The sequence below is a fragment of the uncultured Ruegeria sp. genome, assembly GCF_947500045.1.
GTDB lineage: Bacteria > Pseudomonadota > Alphaproteobacteria > Rhodobacterales > Rhodobacteraceae > Ruegeria.
In genome coordinates, this window is record NZ_CANMQQ010000019.1 from 15,964 (window position 1) to 37,621 (window position 21,658).

Below are 21,658 nucleotides of genomic sequence, written 5' to 3' on the forward strand. Positions count from 1 at the left end.
AACCTCCAAAAGGACGGAAAAATGGAAACGCAGAGCTCAGAAAGCCCCGTGCGCACCCCGCATCTGCCGCAAGTGACCGAGCCGCGGAACCCCGGCATGGAACTGGATCTGGATTGGGTGCGGGCCGTGCAGGCCAATACTTCGGCCATCGAACGCCGCGCCGCGACCCTTCCCGGTCGGCGGTCGGTCAAGAAGGAATATCAGGCCGCGTGGCTGCTCAAGGCGGTCACGATGATCGACCTGACCACCCTGTCGGGCGACGACACGGTGGGGCGGGTTCGCCGTCTGTGCGCCAAGGCCCGACAGCCCGTGGCACCTGCAGTTCTGCAGACACTGGACATGCCGCCGATAACCACCGGCGCGGTTTGCGTCTACCACGACATGATCGAAACGGCGGTGAATGCGCTGGAAGGAACGGGCATACCGGTCGCTGCGGTTTCAACCGGTTTCCCGGCTGGCCTGTCCCCCTTCCATCTGCGCGTGGCCGAAATCGAAGAAAGCGTCAAAGCAGGCGCTGAAGAGATCGACATCGTCATCTCGCGCCGTCATGTGCTGTCTGGCGACTGGCAGGCCTTGTATGACGAGATGAAGGCGTTTCGCGTCGCCTGCGGTGATGCCCACGTCAAAGCCATTCTTGCCACCGGAGAGCTGGGCAGCTTGCGCAACGTTGCGCGCGCCTCGCTGGTGTGCATGATGGCCGGGGCGGATTTCATCAAGACCTCAACCGGGAAGGAAAGCGTGAATGCGACCCTGCCCGTGTCTCTGGTCATGATCCGCGCGATCCGGGATTACTATGACCGCACGGGATACCGGGTCGGGTACAAGCCCGCTGGTGGTATATCGAAAGCCAAGGACGCGCTGGTCTATCTGTCGCTAATCAAGGACGAATTGGGCGACCGCTGGCTGGAACCGGACTTGTTCCGCTTTGGCGCATCGTCGCTGTTGGGCGATATCGAACGGCAGTTAGAACATTTCGTGACGGGCGCATATTCCGCCGGTTACAGGCACTCGATGGGCTGAGGACGAAAACAATGACAGTCAAAGAGATTTTCGAGACCATGGATTACGGCCCTGCCCCCGAAAGCGCAGCCGAAGCACTGGCCTGGCTGGTCGATCAAGGCGACAAGTTCGGTCACTATATCGACGGAGCTTTCACCAAACCCGGCAAAGGGTTCGACAGCCGCAACCCGGCCACTGGAGAGGTTCTGGCCAAACTCAGCCAAGCCAAACAGGCCGATGTAGATGCCGCCGTTTCTGCCGCCCGCAAGGCACAACCGAAGTGGGAGAAGCTGGGCGGCGCAGGCCGCGCGCGGTACCTCTATGCCATCGCGCGCCTGTTGCAGAAGCATTCGCGGTTGTTCGCTGTGCTCGAAAGCCTCGACAACGGTAAGCCGATCCGTGAATCGCGCGACATCGACATCCCGCTGGCGCAACGGCATTTCTATTGCCACGCCGGCATGGCGCAGCTGATGGAAAGCGAACTGCCCGACGCTCAGGCGCTGGGTGTGTGCGGTCAGATCATCCCGTGGAACTTCCCGTTACTGATGTTGTCGTGGAAGATCGCCCCGGCGCTGGCGATGGGGAATGCAGTGGTTCTGAAGCCCGCCGAGTATACCTCGCTAACCGCTTTGCTGTTTGCCGATATCTGCACTCAGGCCGGATTGCCGAAGGGTGTGGTTAACATCATCACCGGCGACGGTGCCGTGGGCGAGATGATCGTGAATTCGGACGTGGATAAGATCGCTTTCACCGGCTCGACCGTTGTAGGGCGCCGCATCCGCGAGGCGACTGCGGGCTCGGGCAAGGAACTAACGTTGGAGCTGGGCGGTAAATCGGCCTACGTCGTCTTCGACGACGCCGACATCGACAGTGCTATCGAAGGTCTGGTCGACGCGATTTGGTTCAATCAGGGTCAGGTCTGCTGTGCAGGCTCGCGCCTGCTGGTGCAGGAAGGCATCTCCGACCGCTTTCATGAGAAACTGCGCACGCGGATGGACACGCTGCGCATCGGTGACCCATTGGACAAATGCATCGACGTGGGTGCGGTTGTGGACCCGGTCCAGTTGCAGACCATCAAGGGCATGGTCGAAAGCAACACCGCCGGTCACGTGCATCAGGCGGCGTGCGAACTGCCCGAGAACGGCTGCTATTACCCGCCGACATTGATCTCGGGTCTCGAAACCTCGGACCCATTGATGCAGGAAGAGATATTCGGCCCCGTACTGGTCTCTTCAACCTTCCGCACACCGGAAGAGGCGGTCGAGCTGGCCAACAATACCCGCTACGGGCTTGCCGCTACGGTCTGGACCGAGAATGTGAACCTTGCGCTGGATATCGCGCCCAAGCTGGTTGCGGGTGTGGTCTGGGTGAATGCTACCAACCTGTTCGACGCAGCCGCCGGGTTCGGTGGCGTGCGCGAAAGCGGCTTTGGCCGCGAAGGCGGCTGGGAAGGTCTGACCGCATACACCAAGCCCAAAGGCAAAGATAAACCGCTGGCGAAGGTCGAGGCAATCATGAGCGAAGGCGCTCCGGTCGATCCGATTGACCGCACCGCCAAGATGTATGTTAGCGGCAAGCAGGCGCGACCCGATAGCGGATACTCGAAACCCGTCTGGGGCAAGTCCGGCCTGCTGGGCCATGTGGGCATCGCAAACCGCAAGGACGTCCGCAACGCCGTTGAGGCAGCGGCAGGTGCCAAAAGCTGGTCTAAGACCACCGGCCATCTGCGCGCACAAATCCTCTATTACATCGGCGAGAACCTGTCCGCCCGTGCCGACGAGTTTGCCGCACGTCTCGACGCCATGACCGGCAAGAAAGACGGCGCGAAAGAGGTTGAGACCTCGATCCAGCGCCTGTTCACCGCAGCCGCTTGGGCCGACAAGTATGATGGTCAGGTGCATGGCGTTCCGATCCGGGGTGTGGCCATTGCAATGAAAGAACCGGTCGGCGTGATCGGTACGCTCTGCGCGGATGAAGCACCTTTGCTGGGGATGGTGTCTACCATGGCGCCTGCGATTGCGATGGGAAACCGGACGGTTTTGGTCGCTTCAGAACCCTTCCCGCTGGCGGCGACCGATTTCTACCAGATTCTTGAGACATCGGACGTGCCCGCAGGCGTGGTCAATATCCTGACCGGCAGCCATGCGGAACTGGCCAAGCCTTTGGCCTCACACCTGAACGTGGATGCGGTCTGGTCCTTCTCGTCGACTGACCTGTCAAAAGAGATCGAGGTCGTCTCGGCCGGGAACCTGAAACGGACCTGGGTCAATAACGCGACGGCATTTGACTGGGGCGTGGACCATTCGCGCCGCTTCCTTCAGGCTGCAACCGAAGTGAAAAACATCTGGGTGCCCTACGGCGAGTAGGGCTCCCGCTAAGGGAGGCCTACATGGACTTTTCAGGAAAAGCCGTCATCGTCATTGGCGGAACCAGCGGTATCAATCGCGGCATAGCCGAGGCGTTTGCGGCCTCGGGTGCCAAACTGGCCGTCGCCAGCCGATCGCAGGAAAAGGTTGACGATACGGTCGCAGCCCTGAAAGCGGCCGGTGCGCAAGACGCCATCGGCGCGGCGTTTGATGTGCGCGATCCTGATGCCGTGGCTGGCGGCCTGAAACAATTCCACGAGGCGTTTGGCGAATTCGACGTATTGGTCTCGGGTGCGGCGGGCAACTTCCCGGCTTTGGCGGCCGAAATGTCAGTCAATGCCTTCAAGACCGTGATCGATATCGACCTGATGGGCACGATCCATGTGATGAAAGGGGCCTACCCCTACCTGAAACGCCCCGGCGCGAGCATCATCAACATCTCGGCCCCGCAATCTTACCTGCCGTATGAAGGTCAGGCCCATGTCTGCGCCGCCAAAGCGGGCGTGGATCAGATCACCCGCACGCTGTCGATGGAATGGGGTGTGGAAGGCATCCGCGTCAACTCGATCGTGCCCGGTTTCATTGAAGGCACCGAGGGCGCCAAGCGTCTTGCCCCCACCCCTGACGCCGGAGAGGCACTGCGCCGTGATGTTCCGCTGGGACGCTGGGGCCAGCCACAAGACGTGGCCAATGCTTGCCTGTTCCTTAGCTCGGATATGGCCAGTTATATCAGCGGCACGGTTCTGGCCGTTGACGGGGCGCTGTATCAGCGCGGCTCAGGCAAGTTCGGACAAATGATGGGGCAGATGCTGCGCGCGCAGGCAAAGACGCAAACATAAACTTCGATAACATGTGAAGCTGTTCATATACGGCACAGGACCGATCCCTCAGTTTACAGCCCATCAAACTCTTAGGATGGGCTGGAAGATGCTGGCATTGCCAACCGACATAACGGACACGGCGCAACTGATCGTGATGATCGGCGTGTTTGGCGCAGGGCTATACATCCTCAACTACTTCCTTCTGCAAATGGGGTTCATCCGCGGATCAGGGGTTACATACCCGGTGCTGGTGATCATCGCCGCCAGTTGCGTGCTGATCAGCATGGCCGAAGAGTTCAATCTGGCAGGCTCGATCATTCAGATGGCCTATATCCTGATCTCTGTCCTGGGTCTGCTGCGCGGGTATCTCTCGCATCATTTGGTTCGGTTTTCAGAACCTGAAAAGCAATTTGTGGCCAATTACCTTGAAATGCTCAAACTCCATCACGCGCGCAGGCTGCTGAATACCGCGGATTTGATCACCTATGATCCCAACGACACGCTGATCGAAGAGGGTATTACCAGCGATTACCTCGCTTATGTGTTGTCAGGCCGTACGACCATTTTGAAGAACGGTCAGGTAATCAACCAATGCGGCTCTGATCAGATACTGGGTGAACTGACATTCGGTATCGGCCTGCCTGCAACCGCCACAGTACGTGCGGACGAGCCAACCACCTGCTTGGTTTTCGACAGCCAGCGCCTTAGCCGATTGCTGCGCCGCAACCGGCATATAGACGATGCACTCAAGGCCGCGCATTTCCGGCATGCACGTCAGAAACTGCTGAGCAGCAACAATCACACGGTCAAGGCGCGCAGCTCAGCTGTTGCAGCCTGAACTTTATCCGTCCAGACCAACCGGCTTGCCAACAACGGTGAAATGCAGGCCATCCGGATCGAGAAGCTCGGCCGCGACCCGGTTTACCTCTTCCAGCGTTACCGCATTTACCTTGTCATTACGGGTTGCAATATAGTCGATGGGCAAGTCTTCCATCTGCATCCCCACCATGATCCCGGCGATCTGACCGTTCCCGTCGAACCGCAGCGGATAGGCGCCGGTCAGATAGGTTTTGGCGTCATCCAGTTCCTTCTGGGTAAAGCCCTCGGACGCGGCACGCGCCCATTCCTCGCGGATCACGCCAACCGCATCCGCAATCCGGTCATTGGCCGACGATACCGAACCCAGATAGACCGAAGCCAGATCCTTGGGGACAAGGAAGGTCGAAACACCATAGGTCAGGCCGCGTTTTTCGCGCACTTCGTGCATCAAGCGGCTCTCAAAACCGCCACCGCCCAGAATGTGGTTCAATATGAAGGCCGCAAAGAAATCGGGATCGTCACGGTCGATACCCTTCTGGCCGAACAGGGCAACGGATTGCGGAGTGTTGAATTCCACCACGCTAATGCCGCCATCGATTGTGACTTCGGCCTTATCAGGTATGGGTTTCCCTGTTGCGGGCAAATCTACCAGCAAGGTGTCCAGCAACACACCCAGTTCTTCGGCGGTGATGTCACCTACGGCCCCGACATAAAGCCTGTCCTTTGCAAAGACGTTGTCATATGCCGTGACAATATCATCGCGGGTCAGGGCCGAGACGCTTTCGATCGTGCCTTTGCCATCCGACGCATAAGGATGATCCCCGTAAGCCATTGCCGCAAAACTGCGCCCGGCAATATCGTTCGGATCGGTCTGATCCGATTTCAGGCCCGAGATCACCTGACCTCGCACCCGGTCTATAGCATCCTGATCAAAACGGGGTGCGTGGATGGTGGTGCGTAGCAGATCGGCCACATCATCGCGGTTCTCGCTGAGGAAACGCGCGGAAATCGACACTGTGTCATCCGTCGCACGATAGCTGAACGAGGCGGCCAGAGCCTCCAACTCGCGCGCGTAGGTCCGGGCATCCATTTCGCCCGCGCCTTCCTCGATCAGCCCGCTCATCAAATAAACAGCGCCGCGTTTATCCGGATCATCCAGCGAGGTGCCGCCGCGAAAGCGCAACTCCAGCGCGGTGAAGGGGATCGAGTGATCTTCGACCAGCCATGCGGTTATGCCACCCGGTGAGGTCACTTCCTCGATTTTGATATCTGCCCATGCGGGCAGAGCGATCACTATGGCGATCAGGGTCGCGAAAATCCGTTTCATTGCGTCACCTCATCATCGCGCATCAGCCAACCGGTTACGGAAGTTTCGGGTTGTATCACCTCTTGGGCCGCCGCGATGATATCATCGCTGGTCACGGCCTGCAGGATATCAGGCCAGGCCTGTACATCCTCGACCGTCAACCCACTGGTCAGAGCTCGCCCATACCGGTTGCCGATCCCATCCACATTATCGCGCGCATATGTTTGCGCGGCGCGAAGCTGCATCTTGATACGCTCCAGATCGTCTTCGTTCACCCCTTCAGCTATGAAATCTGCAACGGCCTGATCCATCGCATCTTCGGCCTCTTGCAACGAGACACCCTCGGCCGGAACGACGATCAGGTCAAAGGTTGTGTCGTCCAGTGAAACCCCGCGGTAGAACGCGCCAGTATAGACTACCTTCTGCTGCTCAAACTGAAGCTTTTCGTTCAGATAGGATGTGGTGCTGCCACCCAACAGTTCGGCCAGCAGGAATAGGGCAGCGGCTTTCTCCTGCTCCCCGGCATCTCGTTCAGGTGCCAGATAGCTGCGCTGCACATAGGGCTGTGCGACACGGGCGTCCTTGTAAGTCAGGCGACGTTCAGCCGTTTGCGGAGGCTCTTGCGAGCGCACCCTCTCGGGCAGATCCGAGTTGGCAGGGATCACGCCGTAATACTGATCAGCTAGTGCCTTGACCTCATCCGGATCTACATCACCAGTCACAACCAGGATGGCGTTATTGGGCGCATAATGGGTCTGGTAGAAGGATAGGGCGTCCTCCATATCCAGTTCCTCCATCTCGTGCCGCCAACCGATAATGGGAACGCCATAGCGATGGTTCAGGTACTGTGCCGCATTCAACTGTTCGCCAAACAAAGCACGCGGATTGTTCTCGGTCCGCTGGTTGCGCTCTTCCAGGATTACGTCGCGCTCTGTCGCGATATCATTTTCGGTCAGGCGGATGTTACGCATCCGGTCCGCTTCCATCCGCATCATCAGTTCCAGCCGGTCGGCGGCGACGCGCTGAAAATAAGCGGTGTAATCATACGACGTAAAAGCGTTGTCATTGCCCCCGTTGGCGGCAACCGTGGCCGAGAGCTCACCAGCTTTCATCGTGTCGGTGGCCTTAAACAACAAGTGTTCAAGGAAATGCGCCACGCCGGAAGATCCGATCGGCTCATCTGCAGACCCGGCCCGATACCAGACCATATGCTGAACGACGGGGGCACGGTGATCCTCGACCACCACAACATCCATTCCATTATCAAGCGTGAATGTGGTGACCGCCTCATGCCCTTCTTTGGCCCAAAGAGGGGTTGCTGCGATCAACGCAGCTGACAGTGCCAGGGCCCGAACCATGGGGCATCCTCCGTTTCGTTTCTGATATTCAAACTACGGTGGCGCTGCCGGGGTTCAAGGCCAATGACGGAAAGTTAAGAAGATTTCATTCCAGCGGAGGCGCCGAGGGCGTTTCGATCCCACGTTGGCGCGCGGCTTCGTTCGCGTTGTTCGCGTCAATGGCTTGGCGCTCGTAAACCTGCGAGTAACGATCGACCGGGAACAGGCGCAAACGGGTCCAGCGGCCCCGGCTCTTGCGGAATGCCGCGTCCTCTTCGGCGGTGACCTGTCGCGTGTTGGCCGGTACGCCGTACCGGCTTGAGGCCGTAACAAGCGCCGCATCACTGGCTGGAATTGGCGTATTGGGGTTCAATGCCGCCTCACTTCCACCCAGCGCGACAACAGCGTCGGCTTGAGGGTTCGGATCAGTCAAATTCGCGCCGCCCGGGGTGGGTGCAGGAAGAAACGCATAATCCTTAGGTTCGGTCAGCGGCTTTACCGGCAGAACCGAGAACTCATCCGGCCCTTGTCCGGGCGGTTTGAGATTACGCAAGCCAATATCGGAACACCCCGCAACCACAGCGGCAAGTGTCAGAACAAAAATGGCGTGCGGCAGTCGCATCAGTGTCTCCAGCCAGTTTCAGGCGCTTTTATCGCATATCATCGGGCAGGTCACGAGGGCTTTTTGCCATCAAACAACACAAGCCCCAATGCTCCCGCAAAAATGAACACATCCGCCAGATTGAACACAAACGGGTTGTTGATCCCACAACAGGACATGTTCAGGAAATCCAGCACATAGCCGTAAAGCACCCGATCCACGACATTTCCCAGCGCGCCGCCGATCAGCAGGCCGCCGCAGATTTGCATGAATTTCGTGGGTGTCGCGCGGCTGAGCCAGATCAGAACACCAAGGCAAATCGCCAATGAGATACCGATCAGCACCCAACGGGCAGCTTCAGAGTTTCCCTGAAAGAGCCCGAAATTGATTCCGCGATTCTCGCCGTATTTGAATACCAGAAGCGGTGGCAGCACGTCGATTTCGCCCTGCGCAACGCGCAGCACATGAACGACCAGATACTTACTGACCTGATCGACCAAAAACGCGGCCAGCCCGGCCCAGAGGAGGAGTGAATTACGCATCAGTGCCGAAAATGCCGCATGCCGGTGAACACCATCGCCAATCCGGCCTCATCGGCGGCGGCGATCACTTCGTCATCGCGCATCGAGCCTCCGGGCTGGATGACGCAGGTGGCCCCGGCCTCTGCGGCCTCCATCAAACCGTCGGGGAAGGGGAAAAACGCATCAGACGCCACAGCTGACCCGATGGTCAACGGCTGGGGCAGACCCAGTGCGCCGGCCATGCGCTCGGCTTTCTTGGCAGCGATCAGGGCGGAATCCACGCGGCTCATCTGCCCTGCCCCGACACCCACGGTCGCGCCGTCTTTGACGTAGACGATCGCGTTGGATTTGACGTGTTTCGCCACCTTCCACGCGAACAGCAAGTCGCGCATCTGTGCGTCAGTTGGTGCCTTCTTGGTGACGACCTTCAAGTCATCCATTCCAACAAAGCCGTTGTCTTTGTCCTGCACCAAAAGGCCTCCGGCAACCTGACGTACGGTTTTCCCGCCTGCCGCAACGTCGGGCAGGGCTTCGGTGGTCAGCAAGCGCATGTTCTTTTTGGCTGCGAAAATCGCCCTGGCCTCATCCGACGCACCCGGAGCGATCACGACCTCAGTGAAAATTCCAGTGATTTCTTGTGCCGTTTCCGCATCCAGCGGCTGGTTCAGCGCCACGATCCCGCCAAAGGCCGAGGTCCGGTCGCAATCAAAGGCAGCTTTATACGCCTCTAGCAATGTGGCACCCTTTGCCACACCGCAAGGGTTGGCATGTTTGATGATCGCACAAGCCGCGCCATCAACTGGGGCAAACTCGGCGACCAGTTCAAACGCCGCGTCTGTGTCGTTGATGTTGTTATAGCTCAGTTCCTTGCCCTGATGCTGCACGGCGGTGGCCACACCCGGACGGCCCGTGCCATCCGTGTAGAACGCGGCCTGCTGATGACTGTTCTCGCCATAACGCAGGGTCTGTTTCAGCTCGCCGGCAAAGGCGCGACGGCGCGGAGCTTCGGCTGCCAACGCGTCGGCCATCCAGTTCGACACTGCAGTATCGTAGGCAGCTGTGCGGGCATAAGCTGTCTGTGCCAGCGTCTGACGGAAAGAATAGGAGGTTTGGCCGTCGTTGGCCTTAAGCTCGGCCAGCAGGGCATCATAGTCCTGCACATCCACCACGACGTTGACAAACGCATGGTTCTTCGATGCTGCGCGGATCATCGCCGGGCCGCCAATGTCTATATTCTCGACACATTCGTCGTAACCCGCACCCTTCGCGACAGTCGCCTCGAACGGGTAGAGGTTGACCACCAGCAGGTCGATTGCCCCGATGCCATGCTCTTCCATCGCGGCCACGTGGGTGTTATTGTCGCGCAGCGCCAGCAGCCCGCCATGCACCATCGGATGCAACGTCTTGACCCGACCGTCCATCATCTCGGGGAAGCCTGTCACCTCGCTGACGTCCTTCACCTCAAGCCCCGCATCGCGCAACGCCTTCGCTGTGCCACCGGTCGAAAGCAGCTCGACCCCGCGTTCGGTCAGTGCCTTGCCCAGCTCGATCAGCCCGGTCTTGTCGGAAACGGAAAGCAACGCGCGGCGCACGGGGTGAAGATCGGTCATGGGTCCAAAGGTCCTTTTGGCGTCAGTCGAAAACGGGCTCGTCCCGGTGCGTGTCGCGCACGGCAAAGGCTGTATCCTGAGCCTTGCTGAGCGTCCACCGGATGCGCGTCGCATACTCCATTGCGCGCCCAGATAGAACGATCTGTTTTGTCGCGCGGGGCTTCAAACGGCCTTTTTCCAGATAAACACTTGGTTCAACAGATAATTTTCCAAATCTATCATGTCGCAGCACCCAGATCTCGCCGCTTTTGAGGGCCATCGACACGGCAGCACCGCCCAAATCCAGCGCCGCATCAACGTCGGGATGCAGGTGAAACCGGATATCAAAGGCGATACCTTTCAAGCCTGCGCCATCCATCGCACGATCAAATTGCCGTTTGGCTTTGTCGGTTGCCGTCAGCAGAATGTCTTCGCCCACCAGTTCACGCCCATCAAAACGTAGCTCTAACGTGCGAGCATGAGTCAAACCAAACACCTTGGCATAACCGTCGTGACCGACCATGAACCGGGTGCCTTCGAAGGCATCTTCGAAATCCACAGGCACATCCTTTGGGCCGTCAACCAGCGCCTCTTGTGACGATCCTTTGGCAACTTCGGCAAGCCGCGCGCTGGAATATCCATCGACGCTCAATGTCGAGTGCGACGGGGTTGCGCGCCCTGCGCGACGCCAGTCCTGACCAAAACTGCCACCCGATCCACAATTCACGATCAACGGGCGGCGACCCGAAGTCAGCTCGATCGCAAGGGTGGACGCATGTGCGTTATACGAGGCCGCACCTTTGGGTGGCGCGCTGGCATCCACCAGAACCGTGGTTCGTGACGCAGCCAGACGCGCATAGCCCATCGACAGGTCCGAGTGCTGCTGCGGCTTAATACCACTTTGCGCCAAAGCCTGATCCAATCGCCCTTCCAGTCCGCGCCCGCCACCGTGAAATCTGGCCAGCGCCCCGTCCGCATGGCGCAGATTGCGCAAGGTCGGTGCGATGCGTTTGATTGCTTCGGTCTGCGAGGCGGGCGTGCCCCGACCCACTTCGCTGAGCGCCGCCGATGTCCAAGACAACAGAGTGAAAACCTCAAGCAATTCTTCGGGGTTGCGGGTGGGAATACCCCCTTCGGCATCAATCTGGCGGTCGCATTCCCGGGCCAGTGCGCGCAAGGCGGGGTCTGCCATCTGTTCTAGCCCTTCCAGCGCCAGTCCGGCTTGCACCAATCCTGCCAGTGCTTCGAACCTTGGCAAGCCCGGTGTCGCAGCTGTCCAGCGTTTGGACAGAAACCACGTCTGTTGCGACAGGGAACGGAAGAAAGCCTTGCTTTGCGCCTTATCGGTACCGCGCAGCAGGAATTGCGCGTGGTTGATCCAGCGCGTTACCCGGCGACCCGTCAGATCAGGTGCCCAGCCGGGCCCCTTGCCGCGCCCATGGGCTGCAATCCAACCCCAGACCCATCGCTGTGCCTTTTCTCGCGCGCGCATGTCGCCAACAGCCGCCAAATCGTCCAGCCAGATAAACCCGTGGCGCTCATCATCGAAGTCTTGGCTTGGCGCCACAACGTCCCAGAGGTCCGTGTCATCCGCCTCGACCAGATATCCCGCAAACAGCAGATTCCCAGCCACCAGTTGCCGCCCACGGGCAAAAGATCCCACAGTGCGCGGCTCGGGTTGGCCGACGAATCCTGAAACCGCCTTTCGCCGTTGGCTCAGGCGCGCATATAGACGGTTCTGAAACCGCGTCCAGCGATTGGCCATTTTGTCCGAGTTTGACATGACGCTTGCGACTCTGCCCCTTGCGCTCTGCGGGCGCTTGACCACACGATAGACCGGTCTGTTCGTCAAGTCATCGAAAAGCGTCGCCTCAGGCGAATTTGTTCAAGCAAGCGATATAGAACCCGTCCATACCGCCCTTGTCTGGCCAATAATCAGGGCGCAAGCGCAACCCGCCTTCTTCGGTGATCCAGCTTTCCTCGACGCCCGAAATGCCAAGCGCTGAACGGTCGACCTGCATGTCCGGGTGTTGACCCAACGCCTCTTCGATCTGCACCTCACCTTCATCCGGCAGCAGGGAACAAGTGCAATACACCAACCGACCGCCGGGTTTCAGTAAAGTCCAGGCATGGGCCAGCATTCTTGCTTGCAGCTCGAACAATTCACCGAATTCCGACCCGTCTTTGGCGAATGGCAAATCCGGATGGCGACGAATCGTGCCGGTGGCCGAGCAGGGTGCGTCCAGCAGGATGGCGTCATATTGTCCCTGATGTTCAAGCGCGTCTTCTGCGATTACCTTGGTCTTCAGCCCGGTCCGTTTCAAATTCTCGCGAACACGCACAAGCCGCGCATCAGAGATATCCAAGGCCGTAACATCAGCCCCCGCAGCAGCCAATTGCAACGTCTTGCCGCCCGGTGCCGCGCAAAGGTCCAGCACCTTTTCCCCTGCTTTCGGGGCCAAAACCTGCACGGGTAAGGCCGCCGCCGCGTCCTGCACCCACCAGTTACCCACCTCGTACCCCGGCAGGGTCGACACCTGCCCAGCATTCCGCACTCGGACCGATCCAGTAGGCAGGGCCTCTCCATCCGGGGCCTCAGCACCCGATTTCAAGGTCAAATCCAATGGCGCACCGTTGAAATGGGCCTGTTCCATTCCTTTTACTGCGTCCTCTCCCCAGGCCATGATCAGCGGATCGCGCAGCCATTCCGGCAAGCGGGGCACGCGCATCTTGGGCCAAGCGTCCGACCCATCGGCTGCAATCTTACGCAAAACCGCGTTCACCAGCCCTTTGAGCCGCCCATGCTTGCGTGAGCGACCTACAATCTCGACCATCGAATGCACGACCCCATGCGCGGCCTCACCCTGACACAGCTCGACCGTGCCCAGCCGCAACGCATTGTGCACAGTCAGCGCGGGCGTCTGCCGCAGATGATCGGCCAGCAGCCTGTCGGCACGCTCCAATCCGCGCAGGGTTTCGATTGTCAGGCGTTGCGCGCGCGCGCGGTCCTCGGGCGCAAGGTGATCCAACGCGCCCGCCGCCAGACATTCAGGCAGCAGCCGTCCCTCGCCCAATATCTGATCCAACAGATAGATGACACTGCGGCGCGCGGCGGTTGCGGAATTTGACATGATGCAGAGAGCCCTTCGTGACCTTTGCCCGCATTGCCTTGGGCGGACGAGGGCGTATATCAAGGCCCTGTACGGAAAGGAACCCGATGTCATGAGTGACGAGCGCAAAGACCTGCCTCCCGCCGCCCAGCGCGCCCTCGCCGAAGCCGAGGAACGTCGCAAGACGGCCGAGATCGAAGCAAAAGCACGTCCCAAAGAACTGGGTGGGCGCGACGGTCCCGATCCGGCTCGCTATGGTGATTGGGAGAAAAAAGGCATCGCCATCGATTTCTGATCAGCCACCCCGCAGGGCCTGCAGGAAGTCATCAATCAAAGCGCGTTGTCGTTTTGAGCGCGCCCGGTCCTCGGGCCATGTCAGCCAATAGCCGTCTTTCGTCGTCAGCTCCGGCAGGTCCAACCGACGTAATCTGCCGGTCTGTAAGCTGTCTGCAGCGAGAGGGACCGAACCCAACGCGATCCCCATTCCCTGACGTGCAGCCGTGATCGCATGACCAACCGAATCGAAACTGATCCGACCTGCAGGCAGTTCATCTACCTTCGCAATCTCTGCCCAGCCCTGCCAACCGGGGCGTTCTCCGCGCAGATCAATCAGTGGGGCACCCCATTCTACGCCGGGGGCCGCCATCGGTACCAACACCTCGGGCGCGATCTGCTTTGCCTTGCGCGCAGGCCAAGTGCCGCGTCCATAGCGGATTTGCAGCCATGTCCGTTCTTCTTCAAGTGAAGACCGGCGAGTCATTGAGTCAGTCATCACTCGAACTTTGGGCTGCAATTCCAGAAACGCTGGCAATGCAGGCAAAACCAGCGCGTGAATATGCGACGATAACGCTGCGACCCGAAGCTCTCGCGGGGATTTGCCGAACAAATCCTCAGTATTGCGTTCCAAAGCCTGCAAACTGTCCTGCACCAGCGGCAAGTAACTTTCGCCTTCAATCGTCAGCGACACGCCCCGAGCCTCACGCACAAAAAGCGACCGGCCCAACCAAGCCTCAAGGTTGCCTATCCGTTGGCTAACCGCTGCCTGCGTCAGCCCGAACTCACGAGCAGCGGCAGAAAAACCACCCAGACGCCCGGCGGCCTCAAAAACGCGCAACCAATCCAGCGGTGGTAGGCCGATCTTTTTCTTAGCCATTAATTTTTCCAGGCCTCAGCAGAAAGAAGGATTAATTGTATTAATGCCACAAGCGCCGTATCTCCTCAAGCAAAGCCCGCGCCGAACAGGAGATCCCGATGCTGCGCTCTGCCAACTATGATCCCTCAGTTGTTACCGTCGAATTTGCCAACGGGACCCAATCCCGCTTTCACGCGATCTGGCTGCGCGACAACGCGCTGGACCCCGAGACCCGCGCGCCGGGCAATGGCCAACGCCTGATCACGATCGGCGATATCCCCACAGATGTTTCAATCAGTGCCGCGCAGGTTCAGAACGGTGATCTGAACGTCACCTTCCAACCTGAAGACAAAACCGTGACATTTCCTGCCGATTGGTTGGCCGATCACATCTATGATCGCACCCAAGATCATCAAATTGGCCGGATCGCGCAGGGCATTACCACATGGGAACGTGGAATTGGCGCTCCCAGTGGCGACTGGCACGCGGTTCACACCAATCCTGCAGCCAAGCGCGACTGGTTAGCCGCCGTGGCCGAGTTTGGCTTTGCCAAGCTGACAGGTGGACCGACCGAACCTGAATCGCTGTTGAAGATGGCCGATCTGTTCGGCTACGTGCGTGAGACCAATTATGGCCCTTATTTCGAAGTCAGGACCGAGGTGAACCCGACGAACCTCGCCTATACCGGGCTGGGATTGCAGGCGCATACTGACAATCCTTACCGCGACCCGGTTCCGACACTGCAAATTCTCTATTGCCTTGAAAATTCAGCCGAGGGCGGTGATTCCATCGTGGTCGACGGCTTCCGCGCCGCCGAGCGCCTGCTTGAAACGAACCCGGAAGGCTTTGCGCTGCTGGCGGGCTACCCGGCGCGGTTCGAATACAAAGGGTCTGACGGCATATGCCTGCGGTCTCGTCGCCCAATGATCGAGCTGTCACCGGATGGCGAATTGATCGGTTTCCGGTTCAACAACCGTTCCTCCGCGCCTTTTGTAGATGTACCATTCGACCAGATGGAGGCCTATTATGCTGCCTATCGCCAGTTGGGCGACATCATTGACGACCCCGCCATGGGTGTGTCGTTCAAACTGGAACCAGGGGAAAGCTTCATTGTCGACAACACCCGCGTGCTGCATGCGCGGCTGGGCTATTCCGGGGCAGGCTCGCGCTGGCTACAAGGCTGCTACGCAGACAAGGACGGTCTGCTTTCAACATTGGCCGCGATGCAGATGGCCCAGCCGGAGGCAGCGGAATGAAGCCCGATTTTTCGACCCTGAATCGGGACAACATCGTAGCCTTCATCGGTGACATCTTCGAACGCCGCGGCGACGAGGAATATCTGGGGGAGCCAGTCACCATGGCTCAGCACATGTTGCAAGGCGCCACGATTGCCGAACAGAACGGGCAGTCCGAAGAAATCATCGTCGGTGCGCTTCTGCATGATATCGGCCATTTCACCTCGGAATTCGGCACTTATCATCCCGACGACACTGAGGATCGCCACCACGAAGATGCAGGCGCCGAAGTGTTGGAGCAATTTTTCCCCTCGGTTATCACTGATTGCTGCCGATATCACGTGGCGGCGAAACGGTATCTCTGTGCGACCAAACCAGAGTATTTCAGCCGGTTATCCGCCGCCTCGGTCCATACACTAGAATTGCAGGGCGGCCCGATGAACCCAGAAGAAGTCGCAGAATTTGAAGTAAACCCGAACCTCAAAGAGATCATTCAGGTCCGGTATCTGGACGAGGCAGGTAAGCGCGCTGACATGGTAACCCCGGAGTTTTGCCATTTCGCCCCAATGGTGCAGCGCATGGTCGACAGACATCTGGAGGTCGCATGAACGCCCCCGAATACATTTTCGAAGCCAGCACCAAACCCTCACTGCCTTGGCACGAGGTACCTCTGATTCGCGCCACCGACGCATCTGTCAAAGGCTATGGTTGTCTGGTCGATGACCCTGATGGGTTCGAGATCGAAATCTCCCGATGGCCCCAGCAAGGCTGGCGTCCCATTGACGACGGCACCGGAGACGAAGGTGGCTGGGTCGAAGGCACCTTTCGCGGCGAATGGAAGGGCGATGTGCTTTATGGTGAGAACGAAGCGGTCAACGGGCATTACGTGCTGGGCTGGTCAACCGACCCGCAGCAGGCGCAGACCACCCGCCAGACCGCGCCGCGCGACCAGGTCTTGCTGTGGCATATGAACTATCACCCCGATGGCGGACAGATGTTCTGGCCACTGGACAACAAGCCCTTCATCATCCCCGCCGCGCTGCCCGGTGACAACCTGACTCCCGACAAGGTCGTGGCGTTCTGGTTTGATGGGTCTCGGGGCCTCTATATCCATCCCGGCATTTGGCACGAAGGGATATTTCCAGTCGAAGATAACCAGCGGTTTCTGGACCGACAGGGCGCGGTCCACGCTCGGGTTAGCGCCGATATCGGCAAAGAGTTCGGCGTCTACCTTGCCTGCCCGCTGCGCGCGGACAAAATCCGGGATCTCTAAACACATGCCTTTGGGGTGTATTTTCATATCCCCTTAACTTTCACCCCAAACTTCTGCGATACTCTCCTTGTGCGTGCAGCTGGGAGGCGCAGATGGCATTGAACAGGCGGAATATTGTTCAATTGGGAACAGCAGCGGCTGTCGGTGCTGCCTTACCGCGTATTGCGGGCGGCGCCACCAGTCAGAACGACGCGTTTGAGGCACAGTTTGCCGATACGCTGGATCATCTGAAAGCCGCTTTCGGCAAATTCGGCTTTACCGAATCGAGATCGCTGCCAATTGCGACAGGAAACGCTGATTATAACGGTGGACTGAGGCACGATTTCGATCAGAGCGCCCTGCCGTTGGATACATACATCATACAACCTCTGGCCCGTGTCGCGGATGTGGACGAAAAGACACGCCTAGATATTCTGCCCTTGTTTCACGAGGTCGGCTGCCACCCGGGCAGCGCGGTCAGCGGTCGCGACACAACCGAACTTATGGTGCGTCTTCTGACGGATGAGTTCGGCCTCGACCCGTCCCGCATCGCCTTTGTCAGCGTCCCGCAGGCCGACGATATGCGCGCGGTTCTGGATGCCATGGATCTGCCCTTCGCCGAAAAGGTCCTGCTGCGCGACGAGGCCGAAGCGCTGTTTGCCCGCGATGCTTCGGGCTTTTTCTTTCCAGACCCTTTGGGAGAGGATTATCAGGTGACAATGGGCGTCTACTATCGCGTCGGCGATCAGGACGAACCCGCACCTGCAACCTATCCCCCCTCGGCCAACTGGACCGAGATCGGAGAGATCATCATCGGCGGTGAGGTCGCGCCATTGGGCATCTCGATTGGGGCTGAACGGTTAACCTACGCGTTGACAGGTCAGTTTCCAACATGGGATCAGCGTTTGGATGCTCTGTTCGCGCAGATCGATATGGGGCATGCAGAACCACCGGGGGTTGCCGCGTTCAGGTAGGAACCCTTACAGCCCCAGCACGTCCACCATGTCATACTGGCCAGGCGCCTTGCCCTGCCCCCACAGCGCGGCCTTCAGAGCCCCGCGGGCAAAAATGGCACGATCCGAAGCCAGATGGCGTAGCACGATCCGTTCACCGGGGGCTGCAAACAACACATCGTGCTCACCCACGACATCGCCGCCACGAATGGCGTGAAAGCCGATGTCACCACGCTTTCGCGCTCCGGTGATGCCGTCGCGACCCCGATCAGAGACATCCGCCAATGAGACGCCACGACCATCAGCGGCGGCCTCACCCAGCATCAGTGCCGTGCCCGAGGGCGCGTCAACCTTGTGGTGGTGGTGCCCCTCGATGATTTCAATGTCGAAATCCTCATCCAGCGCGGCGGCGACCTTTTTGGTCAGCTGTACCAGCAGATTTACGCCAAGGCTCATATTCCCGGCCCGCACGATCACCGCGTGGCGCGCGGCTGGTTCCAGCGCTGCGATTTGTTCGTCAGACATTCCGGTTGTTCCAATCACGTGCACACAGCGCGCCTGCGCCGCCAGCGCCGAAAACTCCAACGTGGCCTCTGGAGCGGTAAAATCGATTACAGCCTGCGCTTGTGCAAATGCCTCAAGCGGATCATCGGTGACTTTGACGCCCAATGCCTGGCCGCCCATTGCCTCGCCCACATCCTGACCGATCCAGTCATGGCCCATGCGCTCAACGACGCCAACCAGACGCGCCTGATCGCTGTCTGCGATGGTCTTGATCAGCATCTGCCCCATACGGCCCGAAGCCCCTGTGATGACGATCCCCGGAATATGGGTCATTGCGCTGGTCCTTTTCCTCAATTCGGCTCAAAGCCTCCTACCCCGTTCGCGCCCGCTTGGCAAAGCCCAGCTTTGCGCTTAGATCGGGGGTTATGGCAAAGAACAAATTTCACGATGGCCCCGGCCCGTCCCAACGACAGCTGCGTGTCGGCGAACTGATCCGCCGCACTCTGTCCGAGGTTTTGGCGCGCGGAGATGTCCACGACCCCGACCTGAACCGCATGTCAATCACCGTGGGTGAGGTGCGCACCTCGCCCGATCTGAAGATCGCCACTGCCTATGTGCTGCCGCTGGGCGGTAAAGGACAGGACGACGTGATCGAACTGCTGGCCCGCAACAAGGGTGAATTGCGGCGCGCAGTGGGCAAGAAGGTTGGTCTGAAATTCTCGCCCGACCTGCGATTTCGTCTGGATGATACGTTCGACCGTCTGGATGACACCCGCCGGATGTTCGATCAGGACGCGGTGCGCCGCGATCTGGACGAGTGATCCGCACGCTGGTCATGTTGTGCGCGGTTCTTTGGGCCGCGCAGGCTTCTGCCGTCACCTGCGAGAAGCTGACCCATGAGGATAAGCGGTACACGGTCTGCGAGGTCGACGCGTCCACTGCAGACCTGCGCCTGTTTTTGAACGATGAGAATGGCGATGTGCTGGGCCATTTCTCGTCGGTGAATGAGGCGCTGGAGCCTCAGGGCAAACGACTGGCCTTTGCGATGAACGCAGGCATGTACCATGACGACCGCTCGCCTGTTGGCCATTACGTTGAAGAGGGTCAAGAGCAGATGCGCGTCGTCCCGAATGCCGGACCCGGTAATTTCGGCCTGCTCCCCAACGGCGTGTTCTGCATCCGAGAGGGCCGCGCCGATGTGTTCGAGACATTGGCGTACATCGATCAGGCACCCCAATGCCGCTTTGCGACGCAATCCGGCCCCATGCTGGTGATCGACGCCGAGCTGCACCCACGTTTCCTGCCCGATTCAACCTCGCGCTATATCCGCAACGGGGTGGGGACCAGTGCGGATGGCTCCCGCGCGGTGTTTGCGATTTCGGATGATTACGTCACCTTCCACGAATTCGGCCGGTTGTTCCGCGATGTGCTGGATACGCCGAATGCGTTGTTCCTCGATGGTAATATTTCCCGGATGTATGAGCGCGCCAGCAATCGATCAGACATCGGGTTCTCGCTGGGCCCAATCGTGGGCGTTGTCGAAGACGCACCCTGAAATTGACAGCGCTTAAGCGATCCGCTAGGTCGCGCGCCTCAGCAAGAGTCTAGGTGTAGAATGGGACGCAAACGCAAAGGCCGCGATATTTCCGGCTGGCTGGTGGTGGACAAGCCTGCGGGCATGACTTCGACCGCTGTGGTCAACAAGGTGCGTTGGGCGATGGATGCCAAGAAAGCGGGCCATGCTGGCACACTGGACCCTGAGGCGACCGGTGTTTTGGCCGTCGCGTTAGGTGAGGCGACCAAGACCGTTCCCTACATCACCGATGCGCTGAAGGCCTACACATTCACCGTGCGTCTGGGTCAGGCTACCAACACCGACGATGCCGAAGGTGAGGTGATTGCCGAAAGCATTACACGCCCTTCGGACGACGACATCAAACTAGCACTCGCCCCACTTCTGGGCGACATCATGCAAGTGCCGCCCAAGTTTTCGGCCGTGAAGATCGACGGCCAGCGGGCCTATAAGCTTGCACGCGATGGCGAAGAGGTTGAACTGACCGCCCGGCCCCTTTGGGTCGATGAACTGGTGCTGGTCGACCGCCCTGATGAAGACCATGTCGTACTTGAGATGACCTGCGGCAAAGGCGGCTATGTTCGCTCGATCGCGCGTGATCTGGGCGCTGCTTTGGGCTGCCACGGCCACGTCAAGAAACTGCGCCGCATCTGGTCCGGCCCGTTCGACGCCGAAGATGGTCTGTCCATCGAACAGATTGATCAGATGGCCAAGACCACCGCGCTCGATGTCTATCTGCATCCGTTGGAAACCGGCCTGTCGGATCTGCCCGAGCTTCATTGCACGCCCGAAGGCGCCACGCGCCTGCGCAATGGCAACCCCGGCATGGTGCTTGCCTCGGACGTGGAATACGGTGATGAGGCCTGGGCCTCAATGGATGGCAAGGCCGTAGCCGTGGGGATTTACAAATCCGGCGAATTGCACCCCAGCCGGGTGTTCGTTACCTGAGCCACGTGCTAGGCGAAGGGCATGATTACCCGTTCCCATACCAAGGGCGACGCGCCTTCGACCGCTGTCTACTCCGATTGCGAGAAATATCGCTATAGCCTGACCCGCATCTGGGACCCCGCAGGCCGCAAAGCTCTGTTCGTGATGCTGAACCCATCAACCGCAACCGAGGTGCAGAACGACCCGACCGTTGAACGCTGCGAACGCCGGGCGCGAACATTGGGGTTTGGGGCATTTCAGGTCACCAACATCTTTGCCTGGCGCGACACCGACCCGCGCAAGATGCGAGCCTCCGCTGATCCTGTCGGGCCGGAAAACAACGCGACCATACTGGCCGGCGTAAATTGGTCTGATCAGGTCATCGCCGCATGGGGCACCCATGGGGCGCATTTAGAGCGTGGCCCTGCGGTTGAAACTCTGCTGCGTGGCACTGGTCACCCCCTATTTCATCTAGGGCTGACCAAGGACGGCCATCCCAAACATCCGCTTTATATCGCTTATACCCAACAGCCCGAGCTCTGGTGACAAAGGGTTAACCACGCCCTCAACTTGGCTTTGACCAACCTCTTGATTGCATGAGATGTTTTACAAT

22 protein-coding genes are annotated in these 21,658 nt (G+C 59.3%); 13 read left to right on the top strand and 9 right to left on the bottom strand.

What is annotated here, in order from left to right:
* Positions 1-21: 21 nt before the first annotated feature.
* The 4 genes from deoC (at position 22) to Q1B46_RS21250 (ending at position 5,024) form a co-directional block, all read left to right on the top strand.
* Entirely contained in the window at positions 22-1,020 is a 999-nt protein-coding gene (gene deoC / locus Q1B46_RS21235; RefSeq protein ID WP_299951754.1) for a deoxyribose-phosphate aldolase, read from the top strand.
* An 11-nt stretch (positions 1,021-1,031) separates the two neighbouring features.
* Positions 1,032-3,365 carry an aldehyde dehydrogenase family protein gene (locus Q1B46_RS21240; RefSeq protein WP_299951756.1) on the top strand — a complete coding sequence of 778 codons (2,334 nt, stop codon included), beginning with the start codon at positions 1,032-1,034 and terminating at the stop codon, positions 3,363-3,365.
* 23 nt (positions 3,366-3,388) lie between these two features.
* Complete coding sequence (locus tag Q1B46_RS21245; protein ID WP_299951758.1) at positions 3,389-4,204, top strand: SDR family oxidoreductase; 816 nt, start codon at positions 3,389-3,391, stop codon at positions 4,202-4,204.
* A gap of 88 nt (positions 4,205-4,292) precedes the next feature.
* Entirely contained in the window at positions 4,293-5,024 is a 732-nt protein-coding gene (locus tag Q1B46_RS21250) for a cyclic nucleotide-binding domain-containing protein (protein WP_299951760.1), read from the top strand.
* A 3-nt stretch (positions 5,025-5,027) separates the two neighbouring features.
* Here the strand turns inward: Q1B46_RS21250 and Q1B46_RS21255 are convergent, their stop codons facing one another.
* The 7 genes from Q1B46_RS21255 to Q1B46_RS21285 form a co-directional block, all read right to left on the bottom strand.
* Positions 5,028-6,332 (bottom strand): pitrilysin family protein, encoded by a 1,305-nt coding sequence (locus tag Q1B46_RS21255; RefSeq protein ID WP_299951762.1) that lies wholly within the window; start codon positions 6,330-6,332, stop codon positions 5,028-5,030.
* On the bottom strand, positions 6,329-7,669 hold the full coding sequence (locus tag Q1B46_RS21260) for a pitrilysin family protein (RefSeq protein WP_299951764.1): 1,341 nt from the start codon (positions 7,667-7,669) through the stop codon (positions 6,329-6,331). Before Q1B46_RS21260 ends, Q1B46_RS21255 begins: the two co-directional genes overlap by 4 nt.
* A gap of 85 nt (positions 7,670-7,754) precedes the next feature.
* Positions 7,755-8,270 (bottom strand): DUF3035 domain-containing protein, encoded by a 516-nt coding sequence (locus Q1B46_RS21265; RefSeq protein ID WP_299951766.1) that lies wholly within the window; start codon positions 8,268-8,270, stop codon positions 7,755-7,757.
* Positions 8,271-8,320: 50 nt separating this feature from the next.
* The gene (lspA, locus tag Q1B46_RS21270) at positions 8,321-8,791 is read right to left on the bottom strand and encodes a signal peptidase II (RefSeq protein WP_299951768.1); all 471 of its coding nucleotides are present in this window, start codon (positions 8,789-8,791) and stop codon (positions 8,321-8,323) included.
* Positions 8,791-10,380, bottom strand: coding sequence for a bifunctional phosphoribosylaminoimidazolecarboxamide formyltransferase/IMP cyclohydrolase (gene purH, locus Q1B46_RS21275; RefSeq protein ID WP_299951770.1), 1,590 nt, complete (start codon positions 10,378-10,380; stop codon positions 8,791-8,793). The genes lspA and purH overlap by 1 nt, the downstream gene beginning before the upstream one ends.
* Positions 10,381-10,402: 22 nt before the next feature.
* Positions 10,403-12,142: a heparinase II/III family protein gene (locus Q1B46_RS21280; protein ID WP_299951772.1), complete on the bottom strand. Its 1,740-nt coding sequence runs from the start codon at positions 12,140-12,142 to the stop codon at positions 10,403-10,405.
* A gap of 88 nt (positions 12,143-12,230) precedes the next feature.
* Positions 12,231-13,490, bottom strand: coding sequence for an RsmB/NOP family class I SAM-dependent RNA methyltransferase (locus tag Q1B46_RS21285; protein ID WP_299951774.1), 1,260 nt, complete (start codon positions 13,488-13,490; stop codon positions 12,231-12,233).
* Positions 13,491-13,581: 91 nt separating this feature from the next.
* Here Q1B46_RS21285 and Q1B46_RS21290 point away from each other — a divergent pair, with 91 nt between their 5' ends.
* Positions 13,582-13,764: a DUF1674 domain-containing protein gene (locus tag Q1B46_RS21290; RefSeq protein WP_299951776.1), complete on the top strand. Its 183-nt coding sequence runs from the start codon at positions 13,582-13,584 to the stop codon at positions 13,762-13,764.
* Here Q1B46_RS21290 and Q1B46_RS21295 read toward each other — a convergent pair whose 3' ends face one another.
* On the bottom strand, positions 13,765-14,622 hold the full coding sequence (locus Q1B46_RS21295; protein WP_299951778.1) for a LysR family transcriptional regulator: 858 nt from the start codon (positions 14,620-14,622) through the stop codon (positions 13,765-13,767). It lies immediately after the preceding gene.
* Positions 14,623-14,720: 98 nt separating this feature from the next.
* Between Q1B46_RS21295 and Q1B46_RS21300 the strand changes: the two genes are divergently transcribed.
* The 4 genes from Q1B46_RS21300 (at position 14,721) to Q1B46_RS21315 (ending at position 18,062) form a co-directional block, all read left to right on the top strand.
* On the top strand, positions 14,721-15,857 hold the full coding sequence (locus Q1B46_RS21300) for a TauD/TfdA family dioxygenase (protein WP_299951780.1): 1,137 nt from the start codon (positions 14,721-14,723) through the stop codon (positions 15,855-15,857).
* Positions 15,854-16,444, top strand: a complete 591-nt coding sequence (locus tag Q1B46_RS21305; RefSeq protein ID WP_299951782.1) for an HD domain-containing protein — start codon at positions 15,854-15,856, stop codon at positions 16,442-16,444. The genes Q1B46_RS21300 and Q1B46_RS21305 overlap by 4 nt, the downstream gene beginning before the upstream one ends.
* Positions 16,441-17,109, top strand: coding sequence for an ureidoglycolate lyase (locus tag Q1B46_RS21310; RefSeq protein ID WP_299951784.1), 669 nt, complete (start codon positions 16,441-16,443; stop codon positions 17,107-17,109). Before Q1B46_RS21305 ends, Q1B46_RS21310 begins: the two co-directional genes overlap by 4 nt.
* A gap of 92 nt (positions 17,110-17,201) precedes the next feature.
* Complete coding sequence (locus tag Q1B46_RS21315; protein ID WP_299951786.1) at positions 17,202-18,062, top strand: hypothetical protein; 861 nt, start codon at positions 17,202-17,204, stop codon at positions 18,060-18,062.
* 6 nt (positions 18,063-18,068) lie between these two features.
* Here Q1B46_RS21315 and dapB read toward each other — a convergent pair whose 3' ends face one another.
* Positions 18,069-18,878, bottom strand: a complete 810-nt coding sequence (gene dapB / locus Q1B46_RS21320) for a 4-hydroxy-tetrahydrodipicolinate reductase (protein ID WP_299951788.1) — start codon at positions 18,876-18,878, stop codon at positions 18,069-18,071.
* 92 nt (positions 18,879-18,970) lie between these two features.
* On the opposite strand from dapB, the gene rbfA reads away from it, so the two are divergent.
* The 4 genes from rbfA to Q1B46_RS21340 are packed head-to-tail and all read left to right on the top strand — an operon-like array spanning position 18,971 to position 21,591.
* Positions 18,971-19,366, top strand: a complete 396-nt coding sequence (gene rbfA, locus Q1B46_RS21325) for a 30S ribosome-binding factor RbfA (RefSeq protein ID WP_299662114.1) — start codon at positions 18,971-18,973, stop codon at positions 19,364-19,366.
* Positions 19,363-20,100, top strand: coding sequence for a phosphodiester glycosidase family protein (locus Q1B46_RS21330; protein WP_299951790.1), 738 nt, complete (start codon positions 19,363-19,365; stop codon positions 20,098-20,100). The genes rbfA and Q1B46_RS21330 overlap by 4 nt, the downstream gene beginning before the upstream one ends.
* 60 nt (positions 20,101-20,160) lie before the next feature.
* On the top strand, positions 20,161-21,066 hold the full coding sequence (gene truB, locus Q1B46_RS21335; RefSeq protein WP_299951792.1) for a tRNA pseudouridine(55) synthase TruB: 906 nt from the start codon (positions 20,161-20,163) through the stop codon (positions 21,064-21,066).
* 21 nt (positions 21,067-21,087) lie between these two features.
* The gene (locus tag Q1B46_RS21340) at positions 21,088-21,591 is read left to right on the top strand and encodes a DUF1643 domain-containing protein (protein ID WP_299951794.1); all 504 of its coding nucleotides are present in this window, start codon (positions 21,088-21,090) and stop codon (positions 21,589-21,591) included.
* The last annotated feature ends 67 nt before the right edge of the window (positions 21,592-21,658 follow it).

Bases quoted from the DNA above. Each gene is read 5' to 3' on its own strand.
- Q1B46_RS21240 (WP_299951756.1), top strand. From the start codon at position 1,032: ATGACAGTCAAAGAGATTTTCGAGACCATGGATTACGGCCCTGCCCCC.
- Q1B46_RS21280 (WP_299951772.1), bottom strand. From the start codon at position 12,142: ATGTCAAACTCGGACAAAATGGCCAATCGCTGGACGCGGTTTCAGAAC.
- Q1B46_RS21315 (WP_299951786.1), top strand. From the start codon at position 17,202: ATGGCATTGAACAGGCGGAATATTGTTCAATTGGGAACAGCAGCGGCT.
- Q1B46_RS21300 (WP_299951780.1), top strand. From the start codon at position 14,721: ATGCTGCGCTCTGCCAACTATGATCCCTCAGTTGTTACCGTCGAATTT.
- rbfA (WP_299662114.1), top strand. From the start codon at position 18,971: ATGGCAAAGAACAAATTTCACGATGGCCCCGGCCCGTCCCAACGACAG.
- Q1B46_RS21305 (WP_299951782.1), top strand. From the start codon at position 15,854: ATGAAGCCCGATTTTTCGACCCTGAATCGGGACAACATCGTAGCCTTC.
- dapB (WP_299951788.1), bottom strand. From the start codon at position 18,878: ATGACCCATATTCCGGGGATCGTCATCACAGGGGCTTCGGGCCGTATG.
- Q1B46_RS21290 (WP_299951776.1), top strand. From the start codon at position 13,582: ATGAGTGACGAGCGCAAAGACCTGCCTCCCGCCGCCCAGCGCGCCCTC.
- lspA (WP_299951768.1), bottom strand. From the start codon at position 8,791: ATGCGTAATTCACTCCTCCTCTGGGCCGGGCTGGCCGCGTTTTTGGTC.
- Q1B46_RS21265 (WP_299951766.1), bottom strand. From the start codon at position 8,270: ATGCGACTGCCGCACGCCATTTTTGTTCTGACACTTGCCGCTGTGGTT.
- Q1B46_RS21245 (WP_299951758.1), top strand. From the start codon at position 3,389: ATGGACTTTTCAGGAAAAGCCGTCATCGTCATTGGCGGAACCAGCGGT.
- Q1B46_RS21260 (WP_299951764.1), bottom strand. From the start codon at position 7,669: ATGGTTCGGGCCCTGGCACTGTCAGCTGCGTTGATCGCAGCAACCCCT.
- purH (WP_299951770.1), bottom strand. From the start codon at position 10,380: ATGACCGATCTTCACCCCGTGCGCCGCGCGTTGCTTTCCGTTTCCGAC.
- truB (WP_299951792.1), top strand. From the start codon at position 20,161: ATGGGACGCAAACGCAAAGGCCGCGATATTTCCGGCTGGCTGGTGGTG.
- Q1B46_RS21295 (WP_299951778.1), bottom strand. From the start codon at position 14,622: ATGGCTAAGAAAAAGATCGGCCTACCACCGCTGGATTGGTTGCGCGTT.
- Q1B46_RS21255 (WP_299951762.1), bottom strand. From the start codon at position 6,332: ATGAAACGGATTTTCGCGACCCTGATCGCCATAGTGATCGCTCTGCCC.
- deoC (WP_299951754.1), top strand. From the start codon at position 22: ATGGAAACGCAGAGCTCAGAAAGCCCCGTGCGCACCCCGCATCTGCCG.
- Q1B46_RS21285 (WP_299951774.1), bottom strand. From the start codon at position 13,490: ATGTCAAATTCCGCAACCGCCGCGCGCCGCAGTGTCATCTATCTGTTG.
- Q1B46_RS21310 (WP_299951784.1), top strand. From the start codon at position 16,441: ATGAACGCCCCCGAATACATTTTCGAAGCCAGCACCAAACCCTCACTG.
- Q1B46_RS21250 (WP_299951760.1), top strand. From the start codon at position 4,293: ATGCTGGCATTGCCAACCGACATAACGGACACGGCGCAACTGATCGTG.
- Q1B46_RS21340 (WP_299951794.1), top strand. From the start codon at position 21,088: ATGATTACCCGTTCCCATACCAAGGGCGACGCGCCTTCGACCGCTGTC.